17 protein-coding genes are annotated in these 18,923 nt (G+C 56.9%); 5 read left to right on the plus strand and 12 right to left on the minus strand.

Annotated features, from left to right (window positions below):
• Positions 1–53: 53 nt before the first annotated feature.
• Positions 54–1,235: an NAD(P)/FAD-dependent oxidoreductase gene (locus GOV90_RS11980; RefSeq protein ID WP_171092322.1), complete on the plus strand. Its 1,182-nt coding sequence runs from the start codon at positions 54–56 to the stop codon at positions 1,233–1,235.
• Here GOV90_RS11980 and GOV90_RS11985 read toward each other — a convergent pair.
• From GOV90_RS11985 to mraZ, 10 genes are all read right to left on the minus strand, one after another.
• The gene (locus tag GOV90_RS11985) at positions 1,232–1,606 is read right to left on the minus strand and encodes a glycine zipper family protein (RefSeq protein WP_171092324.1); all 375 of its coding nucleotides are present in this window, start codon (positions 1,604–1,606) and stop codon (positions 1,232–1,234) included. The two genes, GOV90_RS11980 and GOV90_RS11985, sit on opposite strands and share 4 nt — an antisense overlap.
• Before the next feature lie 99 nt (positions 1,607–1,705).
• Positions 1,706–3,103, minus strand: coding sequence for a UDP-N-acetylmuramoyl-L-alanine--D-glutamate ligase (murD, locus tag GOV90_RS11990; protein ID WP_171092326.1), 1,398 nt, complete (start codon positions 3,101–3,103; stop codon positions 1,706–1,708).
• Positions 3,100–3,645, minus strand: coding sequence for an AAA family ATPase (locus GOV90_RS11995; RefSeq protein WP_171092328.1), 546 nt, complete (start codon positions 3,643–3,645; stop codon positions 3,100–3,102). The genes murD and GOV90_RS11995 overlap by 4 nt, the downstream gene beginning before the upstream one ends.
• Positions 3,642–4,724 (minus strand): phospho-N-acetylmuramoyl-pentapeptide-transferase, encoded by a 1,083-nt coding sequence (gene mraY / locus GOV90_RS12000; protein WP_171092330.1) that lies wholly within the window; start codon positions 4,722–4,724, stop codon positions 3,642–3,644. Before mraY ends, GOV90_RS11995 begins: the two co-directional genes overlap by 4 nt.
• Before the next feature lie 36 nt (positions 4,725–4,760).
• Positions 4,761–6,155: a UDP-N-acetylmuramoyl-tripeptide--D-alanyl-D-alanine ligase gene (murF, locus tag GOV90_RS12005; protein ID WP_171092332.1), complete on the minus strand. Its 1,395-nt coding sequence runs from the start codon at positions 6,153–6,155 to the stop codon at positions 4,761–4,763.
• Complete coding sequence (locus tag GOV90_RS12010; protein WP_171092334.1) at positions 6,152–7,651, minus strand: UDP-N-acetylmuramoyl-L-alanyl-D-glutamate--2,6-diaminopimelate ligase; 1,500 nt, start codon at positions 7,649–7,651, stop codon at positions 6,152–6,154. Before GOV90_RS12010 ends, murF begins: the two co-directional genes overlap by 4 nt.
• Positions 7,652–7,673: 22 nt before the next feature.
• The gene (locus tag GOV90_RS12015; RefSeq protein ID WP_171092337.1) at positions 7,674–9,461 is read right to left on the minus strand and encodes a penicillin-binding protein 2; all 1,788 of its coding nucleotides are present in this window, start codon (positions 9,459–9,461) and stop codon (positions 7,674–7,676) included.
• Positions 9,458–9,826: a cell division protein FtsL gene (locus GOV90_RS12020; protein ID WP_171092339.1), complete on the minus strand. Its 369-nt coding sequence runs from the start codon at positions 9,824–9,826 to the stop codon at positions 9,458–9,460. Before GOV90_RS12020 ends, GOV90_RS12015 begins: the two co-directional genes overlap by 4 nt.
• Entirely contained in the window at positions 9,823–10,815 is a 993-nt protein-coding gene (gene rsmH, locus GOV90_RS12025) for a 16S rRNA (cytosine(1402)-N(4))-methyltransferase RsmH (RefSeq protein ID WP_171092645.1), read from the minus strand. Before rsmH ends, GOV90_RS12020 begins: the two co-directional genes overlap by 4 nt.
• 4 nt (positions 10,816–10,819) lie before the next feature.
• A complete protein-coding gene (gene mraZ, locus GOV90_RS12030; RefSeq protein ID WP_171092341.1) occupies positions 10,820–11,323 on the minus strand; it encodes a division/cell wall cluster transcriptional repressor MraZ in 504 nt (167 codons plus the stop codon).
• Positions 11,324–12,315: 992 nt separating this feature from the next.
• On the opposite strand from mraZ, the gene GOV90_RS12035 reads away from it, so the two are divergent.
• Positions 12,316–12,540 carry a DUF1127 domain-containing protein gene (locus GOV90_RS12035; protein ID WP_171092343.1) on the plus strand — a complete coding sequence of 75 codons (225 nt, stop codon included), beginning with the start codon at positions 12,316–12,318 and terminating at the stop codon, positions 12,538–12,540.
• 373 nt (positions 12,541–12,913) lie between these two features.
• Complete coding sequence (locus GOV90_RS12040; RefSeq protein ID WP_171092345.1) at positions 12,914–13,204, plus strand: DUF1330 domain-containing protein; 291 nt, start codon at positions 12,914–12,916, stop codon at positions 13,202–13,204.
• 4 nt (positions 13,205–13,208) lie between these two features.
• On the opposite strand, the gene GOV90_RS12045 is transcribed toward GOV90_RS12040, so the two are convergent.
• Positions 13,209–15,602, minus strand: a complete 2,394-nt coding sequence (locus GOV90_RS12045; protein ID WP_171092347.1) for an ATP-dependent helicase — start codon at positions 15,600–15,602, stop codon at positions 13,209–13,211.
• Positions 15,603–15,781: 179 nt separating this feature from the next.
• On the opposite strand from GOV90_RS12045, the gene GOV90_RS12050 reads away from it, so the two are divergent.
• Positions 15,782–15,946 (plus strand): hypothetical protein, encoded by a 165-nt coding sequence (locus GOV90_RS12050; protein WP_171092349.1) that lies wholly within the window; start codon positions 15,782–15,784, stop codon positions 15,944–15,946.
• Positions 15,947–16,356: 410 nt separating this feature from the next.
• Here the strand turns inward: GOV90_RS12050 and GOV90_RS12055 are convergent, their stop codons facing one another.
• Positions 16,357–17,136, minus strand: coding sequence for an MOSC domain-containing protein (locus GOV90_RS12055; RefSeq protein WP_171092351.1), 780 nt, complete (start codon positions 17,134–17,136; stop codon positions 16,357–16,359).
• Between the two features lie 399 nt (positions 17,137–17,535).
• Here GOV90_RS12055 and GOV90_RS12060 point away from each other — a divergent pair, with 399 nt between their 5' ends.
• Positions 17,536–18,855, plus strand: a complete 1,320-nt coding sequence (locus tag GOV90_RS12060; protein ID WP_171092353.1) for an ABC transporter substrate-binding protein — start codon at positions 17,536–17,538, stop codon at positions 18,853–18,855.
• The last annotated feature ends 68 nt before the right edge of the window (positions 18,856–18,923 follow it).

Genomic DNA, 18,923 nt, shown 5'->3' on the forward strand with positions numbered 1-18,923 from the left:
GTGGCGCGGCTTTCCCTCTTGTCATTGCACAGAATCCGCGCCAATGGCGGTGCATGAGGTTCGACACAATCATATTGGGGGCCGGAGCCGCAGGCATGATGTGCGCAGCCCACTGTGGCGGGCGCGTTTTGGTGATTGATCACGCCAAAGCACCGGGCGAAAAGATCCGCATCTCGGGCGGTGGGCGCTGTAATTTCACCAATATGTACGCAAGTCCAAGCAGCTTTCTGTCGCAAAACCCGCATTTCTGCAAATCTGCGTTAGCACGTTATACGCAGTGGGATTTTGTCGATCTGGTTGGGCGTCACAATATCGCCTGGCACGAGAAAACGCTGGGTCAGCTGTTTTGTGATGGGTCATCGAAACAGATTATACAGATGCTGCTGGACGAGATGCGCGATGTAGGAGCAGAGCTGTGGGTGCAAACGTCTCTGCGCGATCTGCGCAAGACCGAAAGCGGGTTTGCGCTTGAGGTCGAACGTGACGGGCAACGGCAGCACCTGACCTGCGCCAATCTGGTGCTGGCCACCGGCGGCAAGTCGATCCCGAAAATGGGCGCGACCGGATTGGCCTATGACATTGCCGGACAATTCGACTTGCGCGTGACCGACACGCGCGCCGCGCTGGTTCCGTTCACCTTCTCGGATGGTCGGTTCAATGACTTGTCCGGTGTTTCCTTGCCAGCGCGATTGTCAAACGATCGCACCAGCTTTGACGAAGCGTTGCTGTTCACGCATCGCGGCCTCAGCGGGCCGTCGGTGTTGCAGTTGTCATCTTATTGGTCCGAGGGTGAAGCGATCCGGGTGAATCTGATCCCTGATCTGCCGTTGTTCGATCTGTTGCGGACACAGCGTCAGAGCGGGGGTCGAAAGGCTTTGACGACAGAACTGGCGCGCCATCTGCCCGCCCGGTTGGTGGATTATCTGAGTAAGGTCATTCCTATGTCCGGCAACCTTGCAGATCAGTCAGATGCGAAACTGACAGACCTGACCGCAGCCCTATCCGCCTGGCAATTGGTACCATCGGGAACCGAAGGGTATCGCACGGCCGAAGTCACGCTGGGTGGGATCGATACCGAAGATTTGTCTTCTAAAACCATGGAGGCCAAGGATGTCCCTGGCCTCTATGCGATTGGCGAAGCAGTGGATGTCACTGGCTGGTTGGGTGGCTATAATTTCCAGTGGGCATGGTCGTCAGGCCATGCCGCTGGTGTTGCCATTGCCGCCAAGCATTAACCGACGACGTTATACCCGCGCCCGCGCATACAGTTGCGCACGATCACTTCCTGATTCTGAGTGTTGTTGATCGCGCTTGCACCAGCACCGATCAACGCACCGGCTGCTGCTGCACGGCCTAGATCACTGGCACTGTTGTCGATGATTGCAGTGGTTGCCGCAGCACCGGCCGCGCCGATGGCAGCGGCGCCCGCAGTGTTGCTGTCGAGCGTCGGCTGAGATCGTGCCAGCGCCTGACAATTGGCCAGATCGGACTGATAATTGGGCCCTACCGCCCCGTCGATGATCGGGACATAGTTCGCCCCGCTATTGGCGCAGGCTCCGGCCAGTGCAACGACAGGAAGGGCGAAGAAAATTTTGCGTGCAGACATATCCGCTACCTCTTTGTGAACTGAAGGTGACGCAACCTTACTTCCCACAAAGTGTCAATCTGATTGGGAAAAGTCCAGATCAACCGGCAGAGCGTCGCCTTACGTCAGTCGTTTGCGCACTTGCTCGGTAAAGTCATCGCCGCGTTGCTCGAAATTGTCATATTGATCGAAACTGGCTGCCGCCGGTGCCAGCAACACCGTGTCGCCCTCTTCTGCGTCTTCGATAGCTTGCGCTACGGCGGCCTCCATTGTGGTGCAAACCTGGGCGTCCGCTTCCAACTGCATCGCGAAACCCGCCGCTTCGCGACCGATCACATAAGCTTTGCGCACCTGATCCGACGCAGCGTTCAAAGCTGCGATACCGCCTTCTTTCTCAAGCCCACCGCAAATCCAACGGATGTTTTTGAACGCGCTCAGCGCCTTCAACGCGCTGTCGACATTGGTCGCCTTCGAATCGTTGACGTAAGTAACCCCACCCGCTTCGGCAATGATCTGGCTGCGGTGCGGCAGGCCCGGAAAAGAGTGCAGCGCATCCTCGATCACACGCGGCGCAAGACCCAACGACCGGCAGGCGGCGTAAGCAGCGCAGGCGTTTTGGTGGTTATGGGCACCGGGCAGACCTTTGATCGCGCGCAGGTCGATGGAACCTGCCTGACGCCCCTTGCGGTATTCCGACAAGAAACCTTTGCGTGCAAACACTTGCCACCCCGGACCTGTCAGTTTGCGCGCAACCGAGATGCGGATCACCCGGTCATCCGTTGGCCCTTCGGACAATTGCCCAGCCAGAAATGCGCCTTCGATCTCGTCAATGCCAATGATCGCGCGGTCTGGCCCGCCTTCAGCAAAGAGACGCCGCTTGGCAGCAAAATAGCCGCCCATGCCGCCGTGTCGGTCCAGATGATCGGGTGAGAGGTTGGTGAATACAGCCACGTCGGGAGTCAACGCACGAGCAAGTTCCGTCTGATAGCTGCTGAGTTCCAAAACCACCACCGAACCATCGCCGCCCGGATCAATATCCAGAACCCCGCGTCCGATATTGCCCGCCAATTGCGCCTCGCGCCCGGCTTCGGTCAGGATGTGGTGGATCAACGCCGCCGTGGTGGATTTCCCGTTCGAGCCCGTCACTGCAATCACGCGCGGCGGCGTGTCGTAGTTGTTCCATTCCGACCCCGCGAAGGAACGGAAGAACAGGCCGATGTCGTTGTCCACCGGCACGCCAGCGTCCAAAGCCGCGGAAACGACTGGGTTCGGTTCAGGATAAAGATGCGGAATGCCCGGTGAGACGATCAGCGACGCAACGCCATCAAACGCGCCGTGTTTACGCAGATCGGCGCAGGTGAACCCCTCGCCTTCGGCAGTTTCACGAGCTACCGGGTTATCGTCCCAGCACACAGGCTCAGCCTTGCCAGCACGCAAAGCGCGTGCTGTCGCCAAGCCCGATCGGCCCAGCCCCAGAACTGCAACTTTTTGCCCTGAAAAGCCTTTGACTGGGATCATGTCTTACTTCCTTCGTCTAGCTGTGCCTCAAGCCAATCCGCCCGTTCTTCGACAGGTCGCTTTGGAACAAGGGTGGTCTTGAAACCAAGTTTGGGCAAGCGGTCGCACAAACCCTCATATTCCGCAAGAGCGTCAACAAGATCGTGCTGACGCTGACTGTCTTTCACATAGATTTCAGGCCAAGGCGGAAACAGAAAAATCTGACGGTCATAGTCAAGCCGGACGATCTGGTCTCGCACGGCTTTGTCCAGATCAGTGCCTGTGCGCTCAAACCAGATCAATGCATCCAATGCGGACCGGTCGAATAGAACCAAACCATCCGGGGCTTGGGTCATGTCGTTGAAGGCCGTCTCGATGACTTTCCGACAAAACGCTTCGGGATCTGTCCAAGGCAAGGCGGTTCCATCGACTTGCTGTTCCGCGATCACAACGCGGCGACCGGGTTCTGTAACAGTCTCATAGCCGCGCCGCGCCATCTCTTGCAGGAGGGTGGATTTACCGCCTCCTGAACAGCCTGACAGCACAATGCGACGGTTGCTCACCTTACCTTCAGCGTTGCCAGTCCGATCATCGCCAGGATCAGCGAGATGATCCAGAAACGGATGACGATGGTCGGTTCAGCCCAGCCTTTTTTCTCATAATGGTGGTGGATCGGGGCCATCAGGAAGACCCGCTTGCCGGTGCGTTTGAAGTAGAGGACCTGAATGATCACACTCAGCGCCTCGACCACGAACAAGCCGCCAACCACGGCCAGAACAAGCTCGTGCTTGGTGGCGACGGCAATCGCCCCCAGTGCACCACCTAGAGCCAATGAACCGGTGTCACCCATGAAGACCGCCGCGGGTGGTGCGTTGTACCACAAAAAGCCCAAACCGCCGCCGAACAAAGCAGCCGTAAAGATCAGGATTTCACCGGTTCCGGGCACATAGTGCACGTCCAGATACTCGGTAAAGTCCACACGTCCGACCGCATAGGCGATGATTCCAAGGGTCGTGGCGGCAATCATTGCGGGCATGATCGCCAGTCCGTCCAGCCCATCAGTCAGGTTCACCGCATTGGCGGCCCCCACGATCACGACCACCGCAAACGGGATATAGAACAGGCCCAGATTGACCAGAGTGTCCTTGAACACGGGCACCGCCAGTTGGTTCTGCAACGCCTCGGGATGGTGCAAAGATGCCCACAGCGAGGCCAGAACCGCAATGATGACGCCCAACGCCAGACGCATCTTGCTTGAGACGCCTTTCGTATTTTGCTTGGAGACTTTGGCATAGTCATCCGCAAACCCAATGGCCGCATAGGCCAGCGTTACGAACAGAACCATCCAGACATAAGGGTTGTCCCAGCGTGCCCAGATCAGGGTCGATGTCACAAGCGCACCAACAATCAGCAACCCGCCCATGGTCGGCGTGCCCGCCTTGGAAAAATGGCCCTCGGGGCCGTCATCGCGGATCGGTTGGCCCTTGCCTTGCTTTCTGCGCAGCACATTGATCAAGGGCTTGCCGAACAGGAAACCAAAGATCAGCGCCGTCAAAAAGGCACCGCCCGCGCGGAAGGTGATGTAGCGGAAGAGGTTCCAGAAGTCCCCGCCATCCGACAGGGCGGTCAACCAATACAGCATGACAATACCTTTCTCACACGCGGCGTCTGGGTGCGATCACCCATCAAGCGCGCTCCCTTGCCCCATTTTACGCAGACCGTCAACAATCGTTGCCAATGCCATGCTGAGTGACCCTTTGGCCAATACCGTGTCACCTTCATTGATCAATGCAGGTAAATGCGCGGCCATCTCGGCGCTGGTTTCGAACCAGAGCCCGCGCTTGTCATCGGGTAGCGCCTTGTGCATGGCCTGCATCAAGGGGCCGATGCAATGCACCTGATTTACTTTCCCCATGGCTGCAACATTCGCCATTTCGGCGTGCATCGCCACTTCCTGCGAGCCCAGTTCCTTCATGTCACCCAAAAACGCGATGCGGCGGGTACCTTGCGAGGCAGCCAGCACGTCCAGCGCGGCCTCCATCGAGGTTGGGTTGGCGTTGTAGCTATCGTCCAGCAGTTCGATTTGGCCACCACCGGACAGCGGCAAGCTTTCGCGCACACCGCGCCCCTTGACCGGCGACCACGCTCGCAGTCCCGCGACCGCCTGATCCAGATCGACACCCAGTTCCACGCAGGCCGCCAGAGCCCCAAGCGCGTTCATAGCAAAATGGGTGCCGGCAGAGTTGACGTCAAAGCGGATGGGATAATCGCCGATCACGGCTTGGGCGTTCACGGCGTTGACCGCTTGCTGCACGTCGGTCAATCGGTAATCCGAGGCCTTGCGGCCGAAATCAACAATTCCCGTCCCGTGGCCCAGCGCGGTTTGGCGCAGAATGTCTGCGTGCTCGATGTCTGCATTTACAATCGCGGCCCCGCCGAGCTCCAACCCTTCAAAGATCGCCGCTTTTTCATGGGCGATGCCTGCGACTGATTCAAAGGCTTCCAAGTGCACCGCAGCCACGGTTGTGACCAGCGCCACATGTGGGCGCGCCTGTTTGGCCAGAGGGGCAATCTCGCCCGGGTGATTCATACCGATCTCAATAACGGCGAATTCCGTGTCGCGCGGCATCCGCGCCAAGGTCAGCGGCACGCCCCAATGGTTGTTGTAACTGGCCACGCTGGCATGGGTCTTGCCTTGGGTTTCGAGGATCGTCGCCAGCATTTCCTTGGTCGAGGTCTTGCCGACGCTGCCTGTTACGCCCACCACGCGCGCATCCGTTCGCGCCCGTGCGGCCTGACCCAAGGCTTCAAGTCCAGCCTGAACGTCTTCGACGATTAGCAAAGGTGCGCCGTCCGGCACATCATCGGGTATGCGCGACACCAGTGCAGCGCCCGCCCCCTTTTCCAACGCCTGCGCCACAAAATCATGACCGTCCCGCGCAGCTTTCAACGCGACGAACAAGTCTCCGGGCTGAAGGGTGCGGGTGTCGATCGATACTCCATTTGCAACCCAATCACGCGTCGCCTGACCGCCTGTGGCCTCGGCGGCTTCGGATGCTGTCCAGAGTGTCATGCTACCCTCCCGTCAAGCGCGGCCACAGAAATACTGGCCTGTTCAACGTCATCAAAGGGCAGAACCTGATCCCCGACGATCTGGCCGGTTTCGTGCCCCTTACCAGCAATCAGCAGCGCATCGCCCGGTTGCAGCGCGTCGATGCCACGCAGGATGGCTTCGGCCCGGTCGCCGACCTCGGTCACGCTGGCCTGGCCTGCGGCCTCAAGCGCACCTTCCATGACTGCAGCGCGGATGGTGGCCGGGTCTTCGCTGCGTGGGTTGTCGTCGGTGACAAACACCACATCAGCATGGTTCGCCGCCGCCTTGCCCATCAGAGGGCGTTTCGTGGCGTCGCGATCCCCACCTGCCCCAACGATGGCGATCAGACGCCCCATGACATGCGGGCGCAGCGCCTTGAGGGCCGTGGCCACCGCGTCGGGCGTATGCGCGTAATCCACAAAAACCGTTGCACCGTTGTCGCGCGTTGCGGCCAGTTGCATCCGTCCCCGTACCGTTGTCAGATGCGGCAGTGTTTCAAAGACCTGCTCGGGGCTGTCGCCAGCGGCGATGACCAACCCACAGGCCAGCAGGATATTTTCGGCCTGAAATCCACCAATCAGGTTTAAACGAGTCTGGTAGGTTCGGCCTTGCCACGAAAAGCGCAGGTCCTGTCCTGTGGCGTCAAACCGCTGATTGATCAGGCACAAATCAGCATCGCCAAGACCAACGGTCAACACCGATTGGCCCCGGGATTTTGCGATCCGCTGGACCTGTGCCCCCTTAGGGTCACTCAGATTGATCACCGCTGTACCGTCTTGCGGCAACACTCGGTCGAACAGTCCAGCCTTGGCGGCAAAATACGCCTCGAAGGTTTCGTGATAGTCCAGATGGTCTTGTGTGAAGTTGGAAAACCCTGCGGCAGTCAGGTGCACGCCATCCAGGCGACGTTGCTCCAGGCCGTGGGACGATGCTTCCATCGCGGCATGGGTCACACCATTTTCAGCCGCCTCTGCCAGACAGCAATGCAGGGTGATTGGTTCAGGGGTGGTGTGCGCCAACGGTGCGGTCCATGCGCCCTCAACCCCGGTGGTTCCAAGATTGACAGCAGCGTGATCCAATTCAGACCAAATCTGGCGCACAAAGGTGGCGACAGATGTTTTTCCATTGGTTCCCGTGACGGCGACGATAGTTTTTGGTTGTGCTCCAAACCACAACGCAGCCGCCCCGGCCAGCGCCTGACGCGGGTCTTCAACCACAATCAGTGCGGCGTCTGATGCAGAAAGCTCGACCTCGGCGATCTGAGCCCCTTCGGCATCGGTCAGGATCGCGGATGCACCCATGCGCAGGGCAAACTGAATGAACTCTCCGCCATGCACCCGCGTGCCGGGAAGGGCCGCGAACAGGAAGCCGTCTTTCACCTCACGGCTGTCATCGGCCAGACCTGTGATGTCAGGGTTTGCGCCCCCGCGCGCGGTCAGGGCCAGTTGCTTGAGTTTCTTTGTCCTTGTGCCCATGACCCACCTCTTGCCGGACAGCCTAGTTTGAGGTCAGCGTTATAGCAGCGCCCGCCTCAGGCTCAAGCCGGGGGCGCAGGCCCAGCAAGGGTGCGACGCGACCAATGAGTTCGGCGGCGACCGGCACAGCCGTCCAGCCCGCAGTGCGGCGCTTTTCGCCATATGCCACAATCGAAGGTTCGTCCAATGTGACGATCAGAACGTATTTCGGATCATAGGCCGGAAAGATCGTCGCGAAGGTCGCAATGACCTTGTCATCGTAATACCCGCCACGCGGCTTTGGCTTGTCCGCCGTGCCGGTTTTGCCCGCCACGTCATAGCCTTTCACCTCAGCAAAGCTGGCGGTGCCATCTGTCACCACTTTGCGCAGCATATTCTGAGCCTGACGCGCCGTGCTGTCCGACATGACCCGAGGGCCGTATTGCGGACCATTTTTTCTTAGAATAGTCGGGCTGACATAATGCCCGCCATTTGCAATGGCCGCGTACCCGGCCGCCAGATGCATCGGGCTTGTTGACAGACCATGACCGTAGGAAATGGTCACAGTGCTCAGTTCACCCCATTTCTTGGGCTTGAGCGGTACGCCACCTTTGGCTTCAACAATTTCAAACGGCGTTGGATCGAACATGCCCAACGTGTTCAGGAAATCCTGCTGCCGCTGCGCACCGATCTGCAACGCCAACCGGCCCGTACCCCGGTTCGAGCTGTGTACGATCACGTCCGCAACGCTGATCTTGCCGTAATTCTTGCCGTTGAACTCTCCGATGGGAAAGCGACCGATCTTCATCGGACCTGACGTGTCAATGATCGTATTTGAATTCACTAGCCCCAGTTGGACGGCCTGCGCTGCAGTAAAAATCTTGAAGACCGAGCCCAGTTCGTACACGCCTTGCACATAGCGGTTGAAGAGCGGGCTGTCCGATGGATCAAACCCCGAGGTCGGCGGGCGCGGACGGTCATTTGGATCAAACGACGGCAGAGACGCGGCTGATACAACCTCACCTGTGTGCACGTTCATCAAGACCGCCGAGGCTCCCTTGGCATTCATGATCTTCATGCCGCCATAGAGCACCTGTTCCACAGCCGCCTGAATGGTCAGGTCCAGCGACAATTGCAGCGGCTTGTTGCCGTTGGCCGGGTCGCGCAGATAGTCGTCGAACTGTTTCTCGACACCTGCAACACCGATCACTTCCGCAGCGCTGACACCTTCCCGACCAAAGCCGGACCCACCTAGAATATGTGCGGCAAGCTTGCCGTTGGGATAAAGGCGCATTTCGCGTGGTCCAAACAGAATGCCTGGATCCCCGATGTCGTGTACGGCCTGTTTCTGTTCGGGTGAGATGCGTTTCTTGATCCACAAGAACTTACGCTTGCCTGTGAAGTCCTTGACCAGACGCTCTTTGTCCAGATCCGGAAAGATTGCCACCAACTGATCTGCGGCAGCGATCGGGTCGATCATTAGGGGCGGCTGCGCGTAGACCGAATAAGTGTCCAGATTGGTCGCCAGGATGCGCCCTTCGCGGTCAACGATATTGGCACGCTGCATGGCAATAGCCGCACCCGGCGCGCTTGCCACTGGCTCCTGCGCTTCGGATGTGGCCAGCATACCCATCCGGACGCCAACAACCGAGAAGGCGCAAAAGAAGAACAGCCCCAACACCAACAGACGCCCTTCCGCACGGGCGCGGGCGCGGTCTTTCATATCCTCGTGGCGTTTACGGATGTTTTCCCGTTCAATCGCCTTTGGGTTTTCACCTCGGGCGCGGGCATCAAGAATTCGGGCCAGAGGGCGAAGCGGCGTGCGTGTCATGGAATCTGCACCTCGCCCAACGCCTGAATGTCGGTGATGGCCTGCAACTCAATCGGATCAACGATGGGCAGATCGGGGTCTTCGGCATAGGCAATCTGATCGGCACGCCCAAACTGTTCTGCCCGCAGCGGCAACAGGCCCAGACGCTCAAAATTCAAATCTGCCAATTCGCGCAGTCGGTCAGGACGATTCAGGTAAGCCCATTCCGCGTTCAGAACAGCCAGCCGAACCTGTGCCATGCCAATCTCGCGCTGGAGTTTCTGCGTTTCCTTCACCACCTGCTGGGTGCGGTAGTTTTCCTGATAGGCCCACAGCGCCAACCCAAAAACGGACAGAGCGGTCAACACATACAAAATACTCTTCATTTTGCCCTTCCCCCCAGTTGCGGCATCCCTATGGCACGGGCCTCAATTTCCCCTGCCGGTGCCTCGGTTCGGATTGCCACGCGCAGTTTGGCCGAGCGCGCACGCGGGTTTTCCTGCAATTCCTGCTCATCTGGCCCAACGGCCTTGCGGGTCTTAAGCGTGAATTGCGGCTGATCCTGTTCGATTTCAGGCGCGTAACGGTTTGCACGCCCTGTCTTGCCCGCGCGGGACTGGAAGAACCGCTTGACCATTCGATCCTCGATGGAATGGAAAGTCACGACAGCCAGTTGCCCGCCAGGTTTCAACGCCCTTTCCGCCGCCATCAACCCCTGAAACAGCTCTTCATACTCGGCATTGACCGCGATCCGCAGCCCTTGAAAGCTGCGGGTCGCCGGGTGCGATTGTCCGGGCTTGGGGCGCGGCAGGCAGGATTCAATAATCTCAGCCAGACGCAGGGTCGTAGTGATTGGTTCTTCGCTTCGCGCTTTCACAATGGCCTTGGCGATCCGGCGGCTTGCGCGTTCCTCGCCGAAATGGAACAGGATGTCAGCCAGTTGCGCCTCGGTCGACGTGTTGACCAAATCAGCAGCGCTTTCGCCTTCCTGGCTCATGCGCATGTCCAAGGGGCCGTCTTTCATGAAAGAAAAACCGCGCTCAGCCTGATCCAGCTGCATCGAAGACACTCCAAGATCCAGAACAACGCCGTCCAGATCCTGAGCGTATTCGTCCATCCGTGAGAACACACCGGGCTGCATCACCAACCGGTCGCCGTACTCTCCTGCCCAATCAGCGGTCATTTCAAAGGCAAGCGGATCACGGTCGACGCCAATCACCTTGTCAGCCCCTGCATCTAGCAACCCGCGCGTATATCCGCCCGCCCCAAAGGTGCCGTCCAACCAAACACCGGATACCGGAGCCACTGCGGCCAACAGAGGGCGCAGCAGAACAGGGATATGGGGTTTGTCGGAGGGAGAGACAGCGCCGGACATGCCGTCACGCGTCCCCGACGCCATCGAGATAGACCATCGGGTCGAAATCGTCGGGCAGATCGTCCATCCACTCTTCGGCCTTGGCCAGCTCCTCGACCTCGTAAGTCTCGGGCTTCCAGATCTGGAAAGTGTCACCAGCGGCGATAAAGAAGGCCTCATTTTCAAGGTCGATCTTGTTGCGCAGCTTGGCGGGCAAGACCAGACGACCGGTCTCATCGACATTGGTCGGGAAAGACTGACCGTGGAACATGCGTTGCAGCATCTTGCGTTCCATCGAGCCACGCGGCAACGCGTCAATCTTGGCGTCGACCTCGTCAATCGCCTGCATGGTATAGCACTCAAGGTATTTGCGGCGGTGGTCGCCATAGACAATCACAAGCTCAGGATTGTCACCGGGCTGCCAGTTGGGATCGGACGCTTCAAGCACACGGCGAAACGAGGCCGGGATCGAGACCCTGCCCTTCGTGTCCACCTTATGGTGGCTTTCACCTCTAAACCTGCGCGCCAAGACGACTGTCCCTTTCGCTTGCGCCCCACCTCAAATTCACGTTCCCCCCGGAAGAAAAACGGCGGGTTGATCTGCTGCCACTGATCAACCCGCCGCATTGACCCGCTTTGCGGGATGTCCAGCTGCACGCGCCACCTGGGGGGATGTCTGCTCGCCCGCGCGCCGGATCTCTTGGTTGATGAAAGCGAGATGCCTGTATGAAACCTGATTAGTATTTTTGGTTCGGGGTCGTTTGGTGCCCCTGCTGCCTCGTCCTCATCGGATGTATAAGGGATGCCATGGGAATTCATGGAAATCAACAGGAATTTTTCCCTCCGTGGCACCCGGGGCACGCGATGTATATACTAAAATACAAGGGTTTTGGCGCCAATGCACCACAAATAGTGCAACTAAATCAGGCACCGCCTATATATAGAACAAATCTCTGGGGAAAAATTTCCCGCGTTTTCCCGAAAAAAATTGAATCTGTTCGTTCAGGCTGGATTTTTTGACGCGTGTGAAGCAGCCAAACGCAAGAATCTACCAGAAAAAGACACCAAAGATTCCGGCATTCCCCTGCCCACACCAGCATCGCCCACGAATTCCCATAGGTCGTCACTTGGCACTTTAAACGACCTACTTCGCGCTGCCGCCAACCCGAGCGGTTAGAATCGGCAAGACGACTCTGGCCCCTCCAAACAGTCATTCTTTGACATACTGCGCACATCCGGAATCCGTCCTCTGCGTTTCAAGTCGCACAAATTCTCGTCGAATGCGCTCAATTCCAAGGCAGTTCACATCGATGCGATTTTCGGGTCGATCAAGTTGCCCTTGGGTAAAACCTATATTTTAAAGGCGCATATCGTTGCCGGGAAAAAAGCGAACCAATCTATGCATTTGCTGCATAGCAGCATTGATGACGTGACCCATTGTGCAATCGCAGCATTTGCCTATCTTCAGTCTCAAGCACGGACCGACTGATATCGGTAACGCAAGAAAGACGGATGATGAAAATGGCAGTTGCAAGCACACAAACCGCACCCAAGAGCGCACCGGCGTTCGGACTGAACACGCTAGTTGAAAACGCCAAGACCCGCTTTGCACGCTATCGCATGTACCGCCAGACTGTGAACGAACTGTCCGGCCTGTCGAACCGCGAGCTGGCTGATCTGGGCCTGCACCGTTCGATGATCCGCCGGGTCGCCATGCAGGCGGCAGAAGACCACACCGCGCGCTGAGCGCACCAAAGATACCGAGATCAGGCCCTTCCTCCTCCCTTTAGGGTCTGTAATCAGCGGCAACGTCTCTCCTCCTCCCTGACGTTGCCGCACCCTATACCGGCCTCAAGATGCCGGAACCTGATACATCGAGGCTCTCCTCCTCCCTGCCTTGATGTTGAAAGCGCGCGGCGACGTCGTCCTCCTCCCTGACGTCGCCGCGTCTTACCCATACCGGGCTCAAACCCGGGTTCGTATACATCAGGGCTCTCCTCCTCCCTGCTCTGATGTTGACAAGACGGCGGTTCCCCTTCCTCCTCCCTGGGAACCGCCGTTTTTTGTTTTTCGGGCACCTGTGTAGGATGGCATCCTGATTTCTGATCCGGAGAACGCCATGGCTGCCTATTTCATCGCGCAAATCGACATACACGACCCGGACGGGTATCAAGATTATCTGGCAGGGTTCATGCCGATCTTCGACCGCCACAAAGGCCGTTTGCTCACGGTCTCATCGAAACCGATCGAACGAATCGAAGGCGATTGGCCGGAAGGTGGAATTGTGCTGATGGTGTTTCCAGACCTAGCCACAGCGAAAGCCTGGAAAGACGACCCTGATTACATCGAATTGGCGAGGATCCGGCAAGCCACCGCCTCGACTAATTTGGTTCTTGTCGAAGGGATCTGACGCCTCAAAACGGAACGTCGTCCTTGTTGGTCAAAAAACGCGACACAACCTTCTTCGTGCCTGCCTTGTCGAAATCAACCTCGACCTTGTCGCCCTCGATACCAATGACCGCGCCATAGCCGAATTTCTGGTGAAACACGCGCTCACCCAGCGTGAAGCTGGCCAAAGCGGTGGCGTCGATCACCGTGTTCCGACTTTCGCGGGGTTGTGACATGCCATATTGCCCCTGCCGCGCCTGCATCCGCTTCCAGCCCGGTGAGTTATAAACATTGGCTTCGGCTGCGCGCGTTTCGATTCCCGCTGTCTGGTGCCCGCCGCCATAGAGGCCGGGAGGAGTCAGAACCTCGACATGGTCTTCCGGCAATTCGTCGATGAAACGCGAAGGCATGGAGTTCTGCCACTGCCCAAAAACCCGCCGATTGGCGGCGAATGAAATCGTACAAACCTCTTCCGCGCGGGTGATGCCGACATAGGCCAGACGCCGTTCTTCCTCGAGACCTTTGAGGCCGGTTTCGTCCATGGAACGCTGCGAGGGAAACAACCCATCCTCCCACCCCGGCAGGAAGACAACCGGAAATTCGAGCCCCTTGGCAGCGTGTAGGGTCATGATCGACACCTTTGCCCCGTCGCCGTCTTGTTCGTTGTCCATGACAAGGCTGACATGCTCCAAAAACCCTTGCAAGTTCTCGAAGTTGTCCAGTTGATTGACCAGTTCCTTAAGGTTTTCCAAACGCCCCGGCGCTTCGGGGGTCTTGTCGTTCTGCCAATGGGCCGTATAGCCGGATTCGTCTAGGACGATCTGGGCCAGTTCGATATGCGAGTGTTCGGGTGCGCCAAACCGCAGGGGCGATCCGTCATCGATCACTGAGTCGTCGTCGACCTCGATCCTTGGGCCGCGCGTCATGGCGTTCCACCGCGCCAGCCCATCAATCAACTCGCGCAGGGCTTTGCCACCCTTCCCCTTGATCAGCCCATTGTCGACGGCAATCCGTGCCCCATCGACCAGAGAAACGCCGTTTTCACGTGCGGTCATCTGAATGGTCTGCTGCGCCTTGTCACCAAGGCCGCGTTTTGGCGTGTTTACAATACGCTCAAAGGCCAGATCGTCTTCGGGGCTGATCACCAGCCGGAAATACGCCATGGCATCGCGAATCTCCATCCGCTCATAGAATCGCGGGCCGCCGATCACTTTGTAAGGCAGACCGATTGTCAGGAAGCGGTCTTCGAACGCGCGCATCTGGTGCGAGGCGCGGACAAGGATGGCGATTTCATCCAGATTCACCGGACGGATACCGCGTGTACCGCCTTGCATCGCGTCGATTTCCTCGCCGATCCAGCGGGCCTCTTCCTCGCCATCCCAATGGCCGATCAGGTTGACCTTGTGGCCTTCCTCGGCATCGGTCCAGAGCTCTTTGCCCAGCCGGTTTTCGTTCCCTCGAATGACGTTCGATGCTGCCGCCAGAATATGTGGGGTCGAGCGGTAGTTCTGCTCCAACCGCACCACATAAGCGCCCGGGAAATCTTTTTCAAAGCGCAGGATGTTGCCCACTTCGGCCCCGCGCCAGCCGTAAATCGACTGATCGTCGTCCCCCACACAACATATATTCTTGTGTCCTCCGGCCAGCAGACGCAGCCAAAGGTATTGGGCAATGTTGGTGTCCTGATACTCGTCCACCAGAATGTAGCGGAACCAGCGCTGGTATTGCTCCAAAACGTCCGGATGGGTTTGGAAGATCGTGACCATGTGCAGCAGCAGATCGCCAAAATCCACCGCATTCAATTCGCGCAGGCGCGTCTGGTACTGTGCATAAAGCTCAATACCCTTGTTGTTGTACGCCCCAGCATCGGCAGAAGGCACCTTGTCCGGTGTCAACGCACGGTTTTTCCAATCGTCGATGATACTGGCCAGCAAGCGCGCAGGCCAACGCTTATCATCGATGTTCGCCGCCTGAGTAAGCTGTTTCAGCAGTCGCTTTTGATCATCGCTGTCCAGGATCGTGAAATTCGATTTCAGATCGACCAATTCCGCATGACGGCGCAGCAGCTTGACGCAGATCGAGTGGAACGTACCCAGCCACGGCATCCCTTCGGCAGGCTGGCCCAGCAGGCGACCGACCCGCTCTTTCATCTCGCGCGCGGCCTTGTTTGTGAATGTCACAGAGAGAATCTCATTCGGACGGGCGCGCGCCGTGTTGAGCAAATGCGCGATACGGGCCGTCAGAGCCTTGGTTTTGCCCGTCCCTGCCCCAGCCAACATCAGAACCGGGCCATCCAGATGTTCGACCGCGTCCCGTTGCGCCGGGTTCAGTTCATCCAGATAGGGTGACGGGCGCACGGCCATAGCCCGCGCCGACAGCGATGCGCCCTCGAAGGCGTCCATTTCGTCAAAACTGCTCATGGGCCCAAACTACGCCGGATAAGCCCGAAGGGAAAGAGTTTGTTCACGGCTTGTTCACAAGCTTTTTGCCTCTGTTCCAATAAATCTTAAACATTTGCTTTGGTATGTTCCGGGCTGAATTAACGCTCTGTCAAACCCCTCCGCACATCCTGCCCTTACCAATGTGGGAGAGTGTGGACATGGACGGGGCTGGGACGGCAGGCATCAGCACAAGGCTAAAGACGTTCATAATAACGACAATGCTGCTTGCGCTTACAGCGCTGGCCGGTTGGGGACTCTATGCCATCCCTGGTCCGGTCGTCGATCGTATGCTGGAATCCGATTTACGCCATCGTGTCGTCTAAATGGGGCGCCAAGTCGAAAGCCAGTTGTACGACCCACGGGTGGCTCTTGAACGTGTCCGGCGACACATTGTTTTGCCATTCAATGACAGCTAAGCTATTGATTTTGTATCAACTGAGCAGCCTCGGTCGCAACGAAGTTGTCATAGATGAAACAAAGGCATTCTATCGCGTAATCAGCGCATATCGGTCCGTCTTTCCACCTAAGCCCAGGAAGAGGTCAGAGAAATCCGCAACCAACTTGTTGGTAAGTTATCCAGGTTTGGTCAATCAAATGCTTCATCTGGAGCATCGTTTTTCGAACGAGTTACTTTCGCCAGACTGGGCGAGCAAACGAACGACTAGACACAAATCACTTTAGAGAAGGCGGGACGAACCGCCTATGACTGCCACTTTGGCAGGATGAGTAACATTCAACTTAACATTTCACCAGTTTGGCCGACTCTCAGAGTTCCGCCTTTAACAACCTCAACATAGACACCCATGTCCGTATGACCCATCAACTTCCGAATTAGATAGGGTATCTTCAGGTCCCGCTCGGCCGTATCCGGGTTCACTTCAGTGGCCGCACATCTTTTGGTGCGTGAGAGTATCTTCAACTCGACGTCGCCAAATCTGAAAACTGAACCAACGGCATCCAACTCGGAAAACGAAGTTAAACCATCTATCTCTAAATTCGCCCGAAAGCGCGCCGGGTGGATTTCCGCGTTCAGTTTTTCACCCAACTTGCCCACAGACGCCAGGTTCAAAACGGATATCGCGTTCATCATTTTAGGTGATACGACAGACACATCTGTAAACCGATGAGGAGCAGACGAAACGAAATTTGGCGGTTCGGGATCTTTTAAGCCGATCACCGAAGAAAGGAAATTTGACGCATTTCTCCGATCTTCTGCTGCTAACATATTAAAGCTACGTGTTTTGCCGTTTGCTTTGATCGCAAGAACTTGGGTCTCAATATCAAAATTCGTCTGAATACCTGCCAATGCAGCCTCATTCAGCAAAACGACAAATCGATCTTTCGGGAGCGGCTGCGGGTTCTGCACGTCGAAACCGGAGTTGTAGCGCGCAAATCCGAACAGGCGATCACCCGGAATCCCCTCCCCTGCTCGCAGCGTCACGGTTTGTATGGGTTCGGCACTCAAGCCTTTAATGGGGTAGCGGTTCAATCTGACGATAGAGAGAGCGTTCATATGTCTGCACCTGACCAAACGAGTTATACACGACCCCCGTGTGGTACGCGCTGATTGAAACTATCTCCAATTCTCGAAGGTATCGACCAAATAATCTTTAAGTGCTTCAGCAGAGACTTCGCTGTCCCTGTTGGCTGCACGACGATTGCGGTTGTGGGTTGCGCCACTTTTAGTCGATTAGGCCATTTACATCTCACTGCCTAAAATAGAATCGCATTAAAGATGCGCAAACTATTTCTTTTAAAATCACACATTAAGAAGAAAATCCAACGATCCCCTCTGCCAGTTTGAGGTACGAGCCTCAAAAATTTCTGGACTTGAGGTGCGTACCTCAAATAGCCTTGGAGGTATGCCGCGATTCGCACATCCTCGATTGACGGCGCAAAAAGGGAGGAATGGATGACTTACACAAAACTGGCCTCGGCCAGCGCAATAGTCCTTGCCGCTACTACTCTTTCTACCAAGGCAAATGCTGAAGATCTGACGCTATGTTGGGCTGCATGGGACCCGGCCAACGCGCTTGTCGAACTATCAAAAGAATTCGAAGCAGAATCCGGCCACACGATGAACTTCGAATTTGTTCCGTGGCCAAATTTTGCGGACCGTATGCTGAACGAGCTGAACTCTGGGGGTAAGCTCTGCGACCTACTGATCGGTGACAGCCAATGGATCGGCGGCGGCGCTGAGAATGGTCATTATGTCCAGCTGAACGACTTCTTCAATGCTGAAGGCATCAGCATGGACGATTTCGCACCGGCCACTGTTTACGCTTACTCGACCTGGCCCAAAGGTACACCAAACTACTACGCGCTGCCTGCGATGGGCGATGCAAACGGCTGGTTCTATCGCAAGGACTGGTTTGAAAACCCCGAAATCCAAGCTGCATACAAGGAAGCGACTGGTCAGGACCTACGTGAACCTCAGTCTCAGAAAGAGTTGTTGCAGATCGCCCAGTTCTTTCAGGGTCGTGAAATCGACGGCAAGACTGTCTACGGAGCAGCAATCTTTACCGAGCGCGGCTCGGAAGGGATCACCATGGGTGTGACCGGAGCGCTGTATCCATGGGGTTTCAAATACGAAAACACCCCGGGCTCATATGACATGGAAGGAGCTGTAAACTCACCGGAAGCTGTTGAAGCTCTAGAATTTTACAAGGAATTCTACAAAACGGCGACACCTCCGGGATATACCAACTCTTACATGGGTGAGAGCCTGGATGCCTTTAAGTCCGGTCAGGTCGCCATGGCGATGAACTGGTTTGCGTTCTTCCCAGGTCTCTATGCCGACCCCAATACCGGCGGTGACAAGATCGACTTCTTTGTAAACCCGCCACAAAACCAGGCAGGTTCAACGCTTGGCGGACAAGGCATTTCTGTTGTCAGCTACTCTGACAAACAGGACGCCGCCCTTGATTACATCAAGTGGTTCGCGCAGCCGGAAGTGCAGGCTAAATGGTGGGAACTAGGCGGCTACTCGGCGCATAACTCTGTGCTGGAAGATCCTGGTTTCGTGGACAGCCAACCGTTTGCCGGTGACTTCCTTGAAGCAATGGCTGGAGTTCAGGATTTCTGGCAAGAGCCTGCCTATGCGGAACTCCTGCTGGCCATGCAGAAACGCATCCACGACTACGTGGTCGCAGACCAAGGTACCGCCCAAGAAGCGCTTGATCTTCTGATCGAAGATTGGACGGAAGTCTTCGAAGACGAAGGCAAGCTATAGTCCGGACAAAGGCAGGAGCGGGTGCAATCCCGCTCCACCTTCACCCGTGAGTCCTAAACCAACAAGAA

This window comes from Ruegeria sp. HKCCA5929, assembly GCF_013034525.1.
Lineage (GTDB): Bacteria > Pseudomonadota > Alphaproteobacteria > Rhodobacterales > Rhodobacteraceae > Ruegeria.